14 protein-coding genes are annotated in these 12,619 nt (G+C 67.4%); 1 reads left to right on the forward strand and 13 read right to left on the reverse strand.

The window, feature by feature from the left end; all coding sequences use genetic code 11:
* Nucleotides 1–4: 4 nt before the first annotated feature.
* The 8 genes from HTS88_RS12475 to HTS88_RS12510 all read right to left on the reverse strand — a co-directional run bounded on the left by HTS88_RS12475 (nucleotide 5) and on the right by HTS88_RS12510 (nucleotide 6,854).
* Nucleotides 5–298, reverse strand: coding sequence for a YciI family protein (locus HTS88_RS12475; protein ID WP_174178810.1), 294 nt, complete (start codon nucleotides 296–298; stop codon nucleotides 5–7).
* A 97-nt stretch (nucleotides 299–395) separates the two neighbouring features.
* Nucleotides 396–911, reverse strand: a complete 516-nt coding sequence (locus HTS88_RS12480; protein WP_174178812.1) for a hypothetical protein — start codon at nucleotides 909–911, stop codon at nucleotides 396–398.
* The gene (locus HTS88_RS12485; protein WP_174178814.1) at nucleotides 908–1,585 is read right to left on the reverse strand and encodes a MarR family transcriptional regulator; all 678 of its coding nucleotides are present in this window, start codon (nucleotides 1,583–1,585) and stop codon (nucleotides 908–910) included. The genes HTS88_RS12480 and HTS88_RS12485 overlap by 4 nt, the downstream gene beginning before the upstream one ends.
* An 87-nt stretch (nucleotides 1,586–1,672) precedes the next feature.
* Entirely contained in the window at nucleotides 1,673–2,350 is a 678-nt protein-coding gene (locus HTS88_RS12490; RefSeq protein WP_174178816.1) for a DUF4386 family protein, read from the reverse strand.
* A 56-nt stretch (nucleotides 2,351–2,406) separates the two neighbouring features.
* Nucleotides 2,407–3,738, reverse strand: a complete 1,332-nt coding sequence (locus HTS88_RS12495) for a M50 family metallopeptidase (RefSeq protein WP_174178818.1) — start codon at nucleotides 3,736–3,738, stop codon at nucleotides 2,407–2,409.
* 17 nt (nucleotides 3,739–3,755) lie between these two features.
* A complete protein-coding gene (gene dxr / locus HTS88_RS12500; protein WP_174178820.1) occupies nucleotides 3,756–4,940 on the reverse strand; it encodes a 1-deoxy-D-xylulose-5-phosphate reductoisomerase in 1,185 nt (394 codons plus the stop codon).
* A 34-nt stretch (nucleotides 4,941–4,974) separates the two neighbouring features.
* Entirely contained in the window at nucleotides 4,975–6,063 is a 1,089-nt protein-coding gene (locus HTS88_RS12505) for an NAD(P)/FAD-dependent oxidoreductase (RefSeq protein ID WP_174178822.1), read from the reverse strand.
* 47 nt (nucleotides 6,064–6,110) lie between these two features.
* A complete protein-coding gene (locus HTS88_RS12510) occupies nucleotides 6,111–6,854 on the reverse strand; it encodes a TSUP family transporter (RefSeq protein ID WP_174178824.1) in 744 nt (247 codons plus the stop codon).
* An 89-nt stretch (nucleotides 6,855–6,943) separates the two neighbouring features.
* On the opposite strand from HTS88_RS12510, the gene HTS88_RS12515 reads away from it, so the two are divergent.
* The gene (locus tag HTS88_RS12515) at nucleotides 6,944–8,413 is read left to right on the forward strand and encodes a lipase maturation factor family protein (protein ID WP_174178826.1); all 1,470 of its coding nucleotides are present in this window, start codon (nucleotides 6,944–6,946) and stop codon (nucleotides 8,411–8,413) included.
* Nucleotides 8,414–8,422: 9 nt separating this feature from the next.
* On the opposite strand, the gene HTS88_RS12520 is transcribed toward HTS88_RS12515, so the two are convergent.
* From HTS88_RS12520 to HTS88_RS12540, 5 genes are read right to left on the reverse strand one after another with little or no spacing between them, the layout of a single operon-like run.
* Nucleotides 8,423–9,262 carry an HpcH/HpaI aldolase/citrate lyase family protein gene (locus HTS88_RS12520; protein WP_174178828.1) on the reverse strand — a complete coding sequence of 280 codons (840 nt, stop codon included), beginning with the start codon at nucleotides 9,260–9,262 and terminating at the stop codon, nucleotides 8,423–8,425.
* Nucleotides 9,259–9,816, reverse strand: a complete 558-nt coding sequence (locus HTS88_RS12525; RefSeq protein WP_174178830.1) for a MaoC family dehydratase — start codon at nucleotides 9,814–9,816, stop codon at nucleotides 9,259–9,261. The genes HTS88_RS12520 and HTS88_RS12525 overlap by 4 nt, the downstream gene beginning before the upstream one ends.
* Nucleotides 9,813–10,580, reverse strand: a complete 768-nt coding sequence (locus HTS88_RS12530; RefSeq protein ID WP_174178832.1) for a CoA transferase subunit B — start codon at nucleotides 10,578–10,580, stop codon at nucleotides 9,813–9,815. Before HTS88_RS12530 ends, HTS88_RS12525 begins: the two co-directional genes overlap by 4 nt.
* Nucleotides 10,581–10,582: 2 nt before the next feature.
* Nucleotides 10,583–11,392, reverse strand: coding sequence for a CoA transferase subunit A (locus HTS88_RS12535; RefSeq protein ID WP_174178834.1), 810 nt, complete (start codon nucleotides 11,390–11,392; stop codon nucleotides 10,583–10,585).
* A gap of 49 nt (nucleotides 11,393–11,441) precedes the next feature.
* Nucleotides 11,442–12,617: an acyl-CoA dehydrogenase family protein gene (locus HTS88_RS12540; RefSeq protein ID WP_174178836.1), complete on the reverse strand. Its 1,176-nt coding sequence runs from the start codon at nucleotides 12,615–12,617 to the stop codon at nucleotides 11,442–11,444.
* Nucleotides 12,618–12,619: the final 2 nt, after the last annotated feature.

Here is a 12,619-nt window from a genome sequence, read left to right on the forward strand (position 1 = left end):
CGGCTTAGGCGGTGAGGCCGGCGAGCACGCCGATGATGGGTGACCACTCCGTGATGCGTGTCCCGGCGATGACTCCGGCAGCGGCGAAGGGATCCTGCTTAAGGATCGAGTTGAGGGCGGCCTCGTCTGCTGTCTTGAAGATCAGGAGCGCTCCCGCGCCGTCACCGTAAGGACCGCTGGCAAGGACTGCTCCATCCTCCGCCAGGCCCGCGAGCCATTCGCGGTGCGCTGGCCGGGCCTCGTTGCGGGCTTCTGTGGAATCGGCGGCATAAACGTACTCAACGGCAAAAACTGTCATACCGCTACCCTATCTCCCTGCCTGGCTTCGCACCCATCCGGAGTGTGGACTCGCCTGGCCGGAGGGGCTGTGCGGCAACGGAACAGGGTGCCCTGGCTCAGGCAAGGAAGAGGACCTTGATGGCTGCGGCTGTTCCTGCCGCCCACAGCATGGACGTGAGCGTTCCAATAATGAACCGTTCAGCCGCCACCGGTGTTTCCTTGAGCTCCGCGAACCGGCCCAGGCCCTTGATGGCCACGATGTAGGCGATGGCCACCGGCTGGCCGGTAAGGATGGCAAGGCACACCCCCAGCCGCTCGAGGATGCCGATGATGGCACCGCCCCGAAGGATCCGCTGGGTGGGAGCGGCCGGTCCGGAGCCGGCAGAACCCGACGGCGGCGCATCGGCGGCTGCGGTCAGCTCGCCATCGACACCCTGGGACCCGCCGGCTGGCGGCAGGTCAACCGTCACATCCGCGGACGGATCCTCGGCGGCCCTTGTGGCATCCTCCGCAGCCTTGGCTGCGTCTGCCCTGTCATCGATGGTCCTTGCCAACCGGAACACCAGTGCGGTGACTGGCCACCCGGCGAATCCGGCAACGAGCAGCGCAACCGTAATCCAGAGTGCGTTCACTGGTTTCCTTCCGTTGAAGTGCGGGCGGCCAGGGAGTGCGCGTAGTCCAGCAGCATGGCGGCTGCCGGCCTCGCCGCCCATTCTTCCTGCCACCCGGACCGCAGCACGGCACGGCTCACCGACTGTTCGGTTATTCCCAACTCCCGGGAAACCTGCTTCTGGCTGCCATGCCTGGCTTCACCCTGGATGGCCCGCAGCCGGTCCACCACCCGCCACTGAGCCTGGGTGCGCTGCTGCACCAGGCGTCCGATCAGGCGGAGCACCGCCTGGGCATTGGCGCTGGCCATGGCGTCCTCCCCGGCGTGGGCTTGAAGATCCTTGCTGCGGACCATGGTGCCGGACACCACTGACAACGGAACCTGGCCGGCGGCGCCCTTGGCGAGTTCCACGGCTTTGCGGGCCGCCACGAAGCCGCTGCCGGAGCCCTCGCGCGGGCTGGCACCGGGTGCCAGCCCCACCGCCCCGATTCCTATGCCCACATACCAGTGCCCGTCGCGGAGCGCGTGCAGTGCCACATCCACCACATCGGCAGCCTGTTCCACCACTCCCTGGAGTTCATCGCCGACTGAACGCTCGAAGGGCACGGGCGTAAGGTTCCGCAAGGCGGCGATCAGTTCCGGGACGCGGTCGATATCGGAGGTGCTGCCCTGCTGGTCGATGGTGAGGACGTACATGCCCTAACCGTACGCAGGTGAGTATCGCTAATCAAACATATCTGGCTGATTATTTAATATCAGTCGAAATAGGCTGATTTTTGGCAGTCACCCTGCAGGAGGCAACTCCCGCCCCTTCCGGGTACCACGCCAGGCAATCCCACCGGCGGCCACGGCCAGCAGCGCAGCTCCGGCGCTTTGCGTGGGCAGGCTGCTCCCCGTAGTTGCCAGCCCCATGACCACCCCGAGGGCATAAAACACGACGGCGCCGGCCACCCACAGTGCTCCTGCCCACCGCGGGAGCATGCGTGAACGCCAGGCCGCGACGCCGAGCAGGACAGTCCCGGCAAAAGCAAGCAGGAGCCCGGCCATAAACGCCGCCGACATCGATCCAGGGAACTCAAGCTGCATGACATCCTGGTTTCCCGCCAGGTAAGCCCTGCCCACTGCCGGAGTCACGAAGGTGGAAACAACTGCAGGCACCAACAGCAGCGTGGTACCGGCAACCGCCATGACCATTGCCGCCAGCGCCAGGCGTCCTGACTGGCTGCCCGCCAGAAAACAGCCCAGCGCAAAGAGCCCGAAGACCGCCAGGAGGGTGCCTCCCGTACTGCCGACGAGATGGCTGACCTGATAGGAGTCCGAACTGACGAACCGGGCCCAGGCTGCGGGGTCAATCTCCTGGTCCGGCTGGGGCTCCAGGGAAGACCATGCGGTGAGAAGCCAGGATGCAGGCAGCACCCACAGTCCCGCGCGGATCCAGCGGCCGGTGTCCTGCGGATTCATGTGGGCGCCCTTCCTGAAGTGGCTGCACGGCGTCCCTCCGGATGGAGGACCCAGTGTCAGCCGAAGAGGTTCACCGGCTTCACGATGTCGGCGTAGATGAGGAGGGCGCTCATGCCCATCAGCAGGGCGGCCACCACGTAGGTCACAGGCAGCAGCTTGGCGATGTCGAACGCGCCCGGGTCGGGTTTGCCAAACAGCTTGGCCACCTGGCGCCGCGCCCCCTCGTACAGGGCACCGGCAACGTGGCCGCCGTCGAGGGGCAGCAGCGGTATCAGGTTGAAGACAGCGAGTGCGAAGTTCAGGCCCGCCAGCAGCCCGATCAGTGCGGCCAGCCGGGACTGCACCGGGATTTCTTCCATGGCGGCAACTTCCCCGGCGACGCGTCCTACGCCCACCACGCTGATGGGGCCGTTGGGGTCGCGGGGTTCCTCGCTGAAGGCAGCCTTTGCCACACCCACCACGCGGGCCGGCAGGTTGAACACTACGCCTGCCACCTGGCGGATGTTCTCCCCCGCCATGGGCAGGACGGACGACGCCGGCTGGGCCACAAGTTCGGTCTGGGAGCCGATGCCGAGGAAGCCGACGTCCTGGTAGCGGAGGGTGCCGGCGTCGTCCGTTTCCTGGCGGCCGTCCGCCCCGATGACGGGCCGGGCCGACAGCACCGGGGTCACCGTGGTGGACACCTGGGCGCCGTCCCGCTCAACGGTAATGCCCACCTCGCGCCCTGCGGAGGCCCGGATCCATTCCGTCAGCTGGTCCCAGCCGGTCACGGCTTTGCCGTCGAAGGAGGTGATCCTGTCGTTGGGCCTGAGGCCGGCCGCGGCAGCGGGCGTGGGCTGGCAATCCGCCGAATCCGGGTCCACGGTCTCCCCAGCCGCCACCTGGCATTTGGACACCTCGGAGATGGTGGTGGTGGCTGTGGCCACGCCAAAGCCCATGAGCAGGACAGCGGTGAGGAGCACGCCGAGGACCATGTTCATGGCCGGACCGCCCAGCATCACGATGACCTTCTTCCAGACCGGCAGCCGGTAGAACACCCGCTTCCCGTCACCCGGCCCCACTTCCTCGTGGGCCATGGACCGGGCTTCGGTGGCCAGGGTCTGGAACATGCCGGTGCTGGAGGGGCGGACGGAGCCGTCGTCCTTGTTGGGCGGGTACATGCCGATCATGGACACGAAGCCACCCAGCGGGATGGCCTTCACACCGTATTCGGTTTCACCCTTCCGCCTGGACCAGAGGGTGGGGCCGAAGCCGATCATGTATTTGGTGACGCGGACCTTGAACAGCTTGGCGGGCACCAGGTGCCCCACTTCGTGCAGCGCAATGGACACGGCAATGCCGATCGCCACAAAGACGACGCCGAGGACAAAAAGGAGGACGGGGGTCATTGACGTGCTGCTGCTTCCTAGAGACTTCTGACTGCTAAACGTTCGTTGGCGCGGGCACGTGCCCAGCTTTCAGCATCCAGCACTGACTCCACCGTCAGCCCGGAGGACCCTGGGTGTTCGCTGAGGACGGCATCGATCGTGTCCACAATGTCCGTAAACCTGATGCGCCCGGCGTGGAAGGCTGTGACGGCTTCCTCGTTCGCGGCGTTGAACACGGCGGGGAACGTGCTGCCCAGCCCCGCTGCGTGTTTGGCGAGTCCGACGGCGGGAAAGGCTTCCGTGTCCAGTGGCTCGAAGGTCCAGGTGGCCGCGCGCGTCCAGTCGCAGGCAGCGGCGGCTTTGGGCACCCGGTCCGGCCAGCCCAGTCCCAGCGCGATGGGGAGCCGCATGTCCGGCGGGGATGCCTGGGCGATGATGGAACCGTCGATGAACTGCACCATGGAGTGCACCACGGACTGGGGATGGACCACCACGTCGATCCGGTCGAGCGGCACGTCGAAGAGCAGGTGCGCCTCGATGACTTCCAGGCCCTTGTTGACGAGCGTGGCCGAGTTGGTGGTGACCATGACGCCCATGTCCCAGGTGGGGTGGGCCAGGGCTTCCTGCGGGGTGACCCCGTGCAGTTCGTCCCTGTTCCTGCCGCGGAAGGGACCGCCGGAGGCGGTCAGGATGAGTTTTTCCACTTCCCCGGCCGAGCCCGAGCGCAGGCACTGGGCGATGGCTGAATGCTCGGAGTCGACGGGTACGATCTGCCCTTCCCGGGCGGCAGCCTTCACCAGCGATCCGCCCACAATGAGGGATTCCTTGTTGGCCAGGGCCAGTGTGGCGCCGGAGCGCAGGGCGGCCAGCGTGGGGGCCAGTCCGATCGATCCGGTAATTCCGTTGAGCACCACGTCCGCCTCGACGCCGGCGACCTGCGTGGAGGCGTCCGGTCCGGCGATGATCTCCGGCCGGTAGCCGGGCTTTCCCGCCGCCGCGGCAGCGTCGGCCACCAGCGATGCCAGCTTTCCGGGGTCACCGCCGGCAATGCCGATCACGGACGCGCCGGTGTGCACTGCCTGGCGGGCGAGGAGCTCCAGGTTGCCTCCCCCGGCGCTGAGGGCCACCACCTCGAAAAGGTGCGGGGCGCCGTCGACGACGTCAATCGCCTGGGTGCCGATGGAACCGGTGGATCCGAGGAGGACGATTCTGCGTGGCTGCATTGCTTAAGTATCCCGCACCGTGCTGCCCGGCCGTTCAGGACTTTCCGAGCTGTGATTCAGGCCGCAGCACAGCGGGCACGACGCCGGACAGTGCTGTTTCCGCCAGCGCCTCGCCCAGTGCCGGTGCCTGCTTGAAGAGGTTGTGCCCGGCCACGGCGCTGACGCTGCCGGCAGACCAGATTCCCACCCCGTCATCGCCCCACGGCAGCCGGGTGACCCAGCAGTGGACGTAGCCGGCCGGTACGGGATCCAGGCCGGGGAGCGCGGTCCGCACGTAGGCTGCCGCACGTGCCGCCAACGACTCCAGCGCCGCCGGGTCGGCGAGGCTGCCGTCCTGGCGCACTTCGGTTGTTTCGCTCAGGCCCACCGAGTAGCGCAGGTTGTCGGCCGAGGGCGCCGCGTAAACGCCCGTCTCCCCGAATACCCCGCTGCCGTCCTGGAATGTTGGCAGCGGAGCGGGCTGGACATCCCGCACGCGGAACGTCACGCGGGCGTGCGCGGCGAGTTCCACAGGAATGTCCAGTCCGGCGCCCCGTGCCAGGGCTGCCGTGCCGCGCCCGGCGCACAGGACCGCGTGGTCGAACCTGTCCACGCGGGTCCCGGTCCGGACCTCCACGCCCTGGCCGGCAGCGGGCCGGACCGCCATGACGTGGTCCGCCACGAGGGCGTCCCCGAGCTTGCCCGCCAGGGCCTCGAATGCGGCGCGGGTCTGGATTGCCCCGCCGTGGGCATCGAGCATCGCCTTGCCCTGGAAGTCCGCGAGGATCGGCAGCGCGGCCGCAAGTTGTCCGGGTGCCAGCAGCTTTACGGGAACTTCCGGCAGGCCGCTGAGAACGCGGAGCTTGTCCTCCACGCTGTCCCCGATAGCCACCGCACCGGCGCTGGAGACCAGTTCCACGCCGAACTCCGCCTCCCACTCCCGCCAGAGGGCGCGGCTGTGACGCACAAACGCGGCCAGCCGGACGTCGTCGTGGGCGTGCCGGAAGATCCTCGACTCCCCGGCCGACTGCCCTGAGCCCGGGGTCCCGGACTCGTAGACGGTGACGTCCGCACCTGCCTTCTGGAGGAAATGGGCTGCGGACAGCCCGACGATACCTGCACCTATTACCGCAACACGTGTCATGGATCCAGCAAAACATGTTTGTGCGGGCCGGGCACCCGGCCAAGCACTCAGGCAGCCACGAGTTCCAGCAGGCCCTTGGCCAGCGTGGCCACGGCACCCAGGTAGGCAATGACCGTGACGATGCGGCGGGCGGACGCGGGGCGCACCCGGCCGGCCAGCAGGTCGCCGGCAACAATGCCCGTCACCATCGCCGCCAGGATCGCCAGCCACTGCCAGCCTTCCAACGCGGGCACGTGCCCGCCGGACAGCACGTATTTGCTGAGCAGCGACGTGAAGCCGGTGGTGATGAAATACGGCTGCAGGGTGGCGCTGAAGCTCTTCTGCTCCCAGCGGGTGGCAATGGCATAGGCCGTAATGGCAGGACCGCCTACGCCCGCTGCGGCATTCATCAGGCCGCTGGAGAACCCCAGGGATGCCATGGGGACGGGGCCGCTGGCACGCCAGGAACTCCGGGTCAGCCGCTGGGACACGAGCAGGGCGGTGATGAGCAGGACGCCGATGCAGATCTCCAGCGGGGCCTCCGGGACATTACTCGCCAGCCAGGCGCCGGGCAGTACGCCGGCCAACGCTGCGAGCGCCAGCCCGAAGTACTTCTTCCAGGCCACGTGCCGCCACACCCGGGAGAGGATAAGGAGCGACGACGTGGCGCCGCAAAGGTTGATGATCATCACGCCGTCGAAAGGGCCCAGGAGCACCACCAGCACCGGGGAAACGAGCAGCCCAAAGCCCAGGCCCGCGATCCGCTGGGCCAGCGCGCCTGCAATAACGGCGACCAGCACCAGCACGAACATCCCTCGATCCTAGTGGCATTCCCCGGTGGCCTCCCGCGGTGGCATTCCCCTGTGGCCTCCCTGGCGGGGGTCGGCGTAACGTGGACTGCGTGGACTGGCTCTCCTGGTTTGATGCGCCGGAATACGAATTCGCCCGGCAGGTACTGCAGCGGGGCGTGGCGGCCCTGTACTTCGTTGCGTTCCTGTCCACACTGAACCAGTTCCCGGCGCTTCTGGGTGAGCGTGGCCTCCTCCCGGTACCTGACTTCCTGTCCGGCTTCAGCCGCCTGCGGCGGCCCACCCTGTTCCGCTGGCGGTACACGGACCGGCTGCTGCGCTGGGTGTGCGCCGCCGGGCTGCTGGTGTCGGCGCTGCTGGTGGCCGGCATCCCGCAGCAGGGCCCGCCATGGGTTCCGCTCATCGCGTTCCTGGCCCTGTGGCTGCTGTACATGTCCATCGTCAATGTGGGGCAGACGTTCTACGGCTTCGGTTGGGAGATGCTGCTCCTGGAGGCCGGCTTCACCGTTGCCTTCCTGGGCTCGGACCAGACGGACCCGCCGCGCACCATCCTGATCCTGATCGTGTGGCTCGTGTTCCGCCTGGAATTCGGTGCCGGGATGATCAAGATCCGCGGCGGCCGGGAATGGCGCGACCTGACGGCCCTGTACTACCACCACGAGACCCAGCCGATGCCGGGGCCGCTGAGCCGGCAGGCGCACCTCCTGCCGAAGCCCCTGCACAAGGTTGAAGTCCTCGGCAACCACTTCGCCCAACTGGTGGTGCCGTTCTTCCTGTTCGCGCCCCAGCCGATCGCCAGCGTGGCCGCGGGCATCGTCATTTTCACGCAGCTGTGGCTGGTGGCCACCGGCAACTTCGCCTGGTTGAACTGGATTGCCATCGTGCTTGCCTTCGCCGCCGTCAGCGACCCCGTTGCGCATGCCGTGCTGCCGGCCATCCCCCTGGACTGGCACGGCCAGGCGGGCGTCGAGAGGGAGGCTCCCCTGTGGTGGCTGGCCCTCACCCTGGCGGCCACGCTGCTGCTGGTGGTCCTCAGCTACTGGCCTTTGCGCAACCTTTTCTCCCGCCGCCAGCTGATGAACGCCAGCTTCAACCGGTGGCAGCTGGTCAACACTTATGGGGCATTTGGCACCGTGACCAAGCAGCGGATCGAGATTGTGGTGGAGGGAACCCTCGACGAGGATCCGGACGACACCTCCGACTGGCGTGAGTACGGCTTCAGGGGCAAGCCGGGTGACGTCCGCAGGCTCCCCCGCCAATGGGCTCCCTACCACCTGCGGCTGGACTGGCTGATGTGGTTCCTGCCGCTGAGGACCGTCCACGAGGAATGGTTCTATGCCTTCCTGGGAAAGCTGCTGGAGGCGGACCGCCAGACCCTGCGGCTCCTCCGCCATGACCCGTTCGACGGCGCACCGCCACGCTGGGTGCGCGTGCGCAGCTACCACTACCGCTTTGCCGGCCGGGAAGAGTTCAGGCAGACCGGGAACCGTTGGGTGCGGACGCTGCTCTACGAGCCGATTCCGCCGTTGTCACTGCGGCGGTCGCCCGGGCGGCCGGGATGAGCGGGCCGGCTACCCGATGGCCTGGGCGCGGCGGATGATTTCCTGCGCGTGCTTGAGGATGGGGCCGTCGATCATCTTTCCCTGGTGCTTGAACACTCCGGAGCCGGCGGATGCTGCCGCCTCCAGGAGGGCTTCAGCGTCCGCCACTTCAGCGGCGGAGGGTGCGTAGGCGGCCCGGACCACGGCGGCCTGGCTCGGATGGATGCACGCTTTGGAGCTGAAACCGGAGGCGACGGCGTCGGCCGCTTCCACCTCCAGCCCGGCAAGGTCCGGGATGTTCGTGTACACCGCGTCCACCGCTTCCTTGCCGTGGGCGCGCGCAGCCAGCAGCACGGCGGAACGGGCGTGCAGCGCCACGTCCCGGTAGCCGCCGTCGGACTTCCTGCTGGACGTTCCGCCCAGCGATGCCAGCAGGTCCTCTGCCCCCCACATCAGGCCCACCACATTGGGGGCGGCGGCAATGGCGGAGGCGTTGAGGACTCCCAGCGCTGTTTCACACAGCGCGATGACTTTGTAGCCGTCCAGGGCTTCGAGCTGCTGGACAGTTTCCGCCTTGGCCAGCATGACCGTCCGGTAGGGCGTGTGGGCAAGGCAGTGAAGGTCCTTCTCGAACTCCTCGGTGCCGGCAGGATTGACCCGCACGATGGTGCAGCTGGGTTCAAGCTCCGGCTCGACCCCGGTGGTCCCCAGTTGGGCGAGGATGGCGCCGCGGGCACGCTGCTTGTCCGCTGGTGCCACGGCATCCTCGAGGTCCAGGATCACGGCGTCCGCCCGGGCAGCGGCCTTCTGGTAGCGCTCGGGCCGGTCGGCGGGGCAGAACAGCAGGGCGGGGCCCATCACAAAAGTCATACCGGCATTGTCTCCTGTCCGTTCCCCTGCCCGCTGCCGGGCTGGCCCGCATGGGCTTCCCGCGTCCACATCAGGCAGCTCCGCGTGGCAAGTGCCACCACCGTGCCGTCCTGGTTGCGGCCGGTGTGCTCCATGGTGACGATTCCCTGCCCGGGCCGGGAGCCCGACAGCCGCTTTCCGCTAATGACCGTCTCGGTGTAGAGCGTGTCGCCGTGGTAGAGGGGGTGCGGGAACGAGACCTCCGTCAGGCCCAGCTGCGCGATGATGGTCCCCTGCGTCAGCTGGGAAACGGATTGGCCCACCATTGTGGCCAGTGTGAACATGGAGTTGATGAGCCGCTGGCCGAAGGGCTGCCCGGCGCTCCAGGCGGCATCCAGGTGCAGGGCCTGGGTGTTCATGGTGAGCGTGGTGAAGAGGACGTTGTCCGCCTCTGTTACGGTGCGGCCGGGGCGGTGGGCGTACGTGACCCCTTCTTCCAGTTCCTCGAAGTACAGTCCCCGCTGTTCGATCACCCGCGGTTCCCCGTCGGCTGGGCCTGCCGCGGCGCCGCTCATACTGTCAGTTCCTGGTCCTCTTCGAACAGCTCGGCCCCGGTGGCGGCGGCAACGTCCTCCGCTGACACGTTGGGCGCCAGTTCGCGCAGCACCAGCCGGGACCCGTACTCGTCCGCCACGACGTCGATGACGGCCAGGTCCGTGATGATCCGGTCCACGCAGCCTTTGCCGGTCAGCGGCAGGGAGCATTGCTGGACGATCTTCGGGTTCCCGTTGCGGTCCACGTGCTCCATCATCACGATCACCTTCTTGGCCCCGAACACCAGGTCCATGGCGCCGCCCATTCCCTTGACCATCTTGCCCGGAATCATCCAGTTGGCCAGGTCGCCGTTGGCGGCCACCTCCATGGCACCCAGGACGGCCACGTCCACGTGGCCGCCGCGGATCATGCCGAAGGACGAAGCCGAATCGAAGAAGGCAGCCCCCTTGTTGACGGTCACGGTCTCCTTGCCGGCGTTGATCAGGTCCGGATCAATGGCGTCTTCCTCCGGATAGGGTCCGACGCCGAGGATTCCGTTCTCCGAGTGGAGCACCACTTCCACGCCATCGGGGATGTAGTTGGGGATGAGGGTGGGCATGCCGATGCCGAGGTTGACGTACTGGCCGTTGCTGAGCTCCTTGGCCACCCGGGCGGCAAGTTCGTTCCTGGTCCACCCTTTGGCGCCGGCTCCGTCAGCCTGCACCTCGTGCTGCTGCGCCGCGGCCCGGCGGTACTCGGGGCGGACGCCTTCGGGCCGGGGAGCGTCGGGGCTGTTGGGGTCCATGGCTATGCTCCTGCCTGCCGGGGGTCGCCGGCGTTGTCTGCGGATGCTGCCTGTCCGGGGCGGGCCAGGGCCACGGTCCGTTTTTCAATGCGTTTCTCCGCGTTGGCGGCGAGGACCACGCGCTGGACGAAGATGCCCGGGGTGTGGATGTGTTCCGGGTCCAGCTCGCCCGGCTCCACGAGTTCCTCCACCTCGGCAATGGTGATCCTGCCGGCCATGGCGCACAGGGGGTTGAAGTTCATGGCGGTGGCGTGGAAGACCAGGTTTCCGTGCCGGTCACCTTTCCAGGCATGGACCAGCCCGAAGTCCGGGGTCAAGGCTTCCTCCAGCACATAGTCGACCCCGCCGAAGGACCGCACCTCCTTGGGTGCGGAGGCCACGGCAATCCCGCCGTCGGCGTCGTACTTTTGGGGCAGCCCGCCCTCTGACACCTGGGTGCCCACGCCCGCCTTGGTGTAGAAGGCGGGGATCCCGGCGCCGCCGGCGCGCAGCTTCTCGGCCAGGGTGCCCTGCGGGGTGAGCACCACTTCAAGCTCGCCGGCCAGGTACTGCCGTGCGAACTCTTTGTTCTCGCCCACGTAGGAGCTGACGGTGCGGCGGATCCGCCCGTCCCGGAGCAGGATGCCGAGTCCCCAGTCGTCCACGCCGCAGTTGTTGCTGACGGTTTCCAGGTCCGTTGTCCCTGCCTGGTGCAGCGCGTCAATGAGGGTCACGGGGATTCCGCAGAGGCCGAATCCGCCCACCGCCAGGGACGCTCCGTCCGGGATGTCCGCTACGGCTTCCCCAGCGCTGGCAACAACCTTGTCAATCATCGGTGATCCTCTCAGGCCGGCTACGGTGCCAGTTACTACAGTGCCAGTACTACAGACCCAGTTCGCGGGCGATCAGCATCAGCTGCACCTCCGTGGTGCCTTCCCCCACTTCAAGGATCTTGGAGTCGCGGTAGTGGCGTGCCACGGTGAACTCGTTGATGAAGCCATAGCCGCCGAATACCTGGGTGGCATCCCGCGCGTTGTCCATGGCTGCCTCGCCTGCGACCATCTTAGCGATGGCCGCCTGGGTCTTGAACGGCTTTCCGGCAAGCATACGGAACGCCGCATCGTAGTAGGCCAGGCGCGCGGTGTGGGCACGGGCCTCCATGCGCGCGATCTTGAAGGAGATGGCCTGGTACTTGCCGATCTGGTGGCCGAAGGCGCTCCGCTCCTTGGCGTACTTGACTGACAGGTCCACGCAGCCCTGTGCTGCGCCCGCAGCCAGGGCGGCAATGGCGATCCGCCCTTCATCCAGGATGGACAGGAAATTGGCGTAGCCGCGGCCCTCCGCCCCCAGCAGGTTCCCTTCCGGAACGCGGACGTCCTTCAGCGTCAGCGGGTGGGTGTCCGAGGCGTTCCACCCCACCTTGTTGTACGGCTTTTCCGCCTTGAACCCGGGGGTGTCCGTGGGCACCAGGATGGTGGAGATTTCCTTCTGCACCGTGCCGTCCCCGCGTTCCTTCTGCCCCGTAACGGCGGTGACCGTCACCAGCCTGGTGATGTCGGTTCCGGAGTTGGTGATGAACTCCTTGTTGCCGTTGATCACCCACTCTGTCTTGTCTCCGACAGTCTCGCGCCGCGCCGTGGTTTTGGTGCCGCCCGCGTCCGATCCTGCTTCGGGTTCTGTCAGCCCGAAGCCTGCGAGCGCCTGGCCGGACGCGAGCATGGGCAGCCACTCCTGTTTCTGGGCGTCCGTGCCGAAGCGGTAGATGGGCATGGCTCCCAACGAGACGCCGGCTTCCAGGGTGATGGCCACGGACTGGTCCACCCGGCCCAGCTGCTCCAGGGCGAGGGCCAGCGCGAAGTAGTCCCCGCCCATGCCGCCGAATTCCTCGGGGAAGGGCAGGCCGAACAGCCCCATTTCCGCCATCTGCTTGACGACGCCGTACGGGAAACTGTGCTCCTCGTCGTGCTTGGCGGAAACGGGCGCCACCACCGTGTCCGCGAAGTCCCGGACAGTGTCGCTGAGGTCCTGGTATTCCTCGCTGAGTTCAAAACCTGCCATGT

It is taken from the genome of Pseudarthrobacter oxydans, assembly GCF_013314975.1.
GTDB classification, from domain to species: domain Bacteria; phylum Actinomycetota; class Actinomycetes; order Actinomycetales; family Micrococcaceae; genus Arthrobacter; species Arthrobacter oxydans.

Bases quoted from the DNA above. Each gene is read 5' to 3' on its own strand.
- HTS88_RS12475 (WP_174178810.1), bottom strand. From the start codon at position 298: ATGACAGTTTTTGCCGTTGAGTACGTTTATGCCGCCGATTCCACAGAA.
- HTS88_RS12485 (WP_174178814.1), bottom strand. From the start codon at position 1,585: ATGTACGTCCTCACCATCGACCAGCAGGGCAGCACCTCCGATATCGAC.
- HTS88_RS12490 (WP_174178816.1), bottom strand. From the start codon at position 2,350: ATGAATCCGCAGGACACCGGCCGCTGGATCCGCGCGGGACTGTGGGTG.
- HTS88_RS12495 (WP_174178818.1), bottom strand. From the start codon at position 3,738: ATGACCCCCGTCCTCCTTTTTGTCCTCGGCGTCGTCTTTGTGGCGATC.
- dxr (WP_174178820.1), bottom strand. From the start codon at position 4,940: ATGCAGCCACGCAGAATCGTCCTCCTCGGATCCACCGGTTCCATCGGC.
- HTS88_RS12505 (WP_174178822.1), bottom strand. From the start codon at position 6,063: ATGACACGTGTTGCGGTAATAGGTGCAGGTATCGTCGGGCTGTCCGCA.
- HTS88_RS12510 (WP_174178824.1), bottom strand. From the start codon at position 6,854: ATGTTCGTGCTGGTGCTGGTCGCCGTTATTGCAGGCGCGCTGGCCCAG.
- HTS88_RS12520 (WP_174178828.1), bottom strand. From the start codon at position 9,262: ATGACTTTTGTGATGGGCCCCGCCCTGCTGTTCTGCCCCGCCGACCGG.
- HTS88_RS12525 (WP_174178830.1), bottom strand. From the start codon at position 9,816: ATGAGCGGCGCCGCGGCAGGCCCAGCCGACGGGGAACCGCGGGTGATC.
- HTS88_RS12530 (WP_174178832.1), bottom strand. From the start codon at position 10,580: ATGGACCCCAACAGCCCCGACGCTCCCCGGCCCGAAGGCGTCCGCCCC.
- HTS88_RS12535 (WP_174178834.1), bottom strand. From the start codon at position 11,392: ATGATTGACAAGGTTGTTGCCAGCGCTGGGGAAGCCGTAGCGGACATC.
- HTS88_RS12540 (WP_174178836.1), bottom strand. From the start codon at position 12,617: ATGGCAGGTTTTGAACTCAGCGAGGAATACCAGGACCTCAGCGACACT.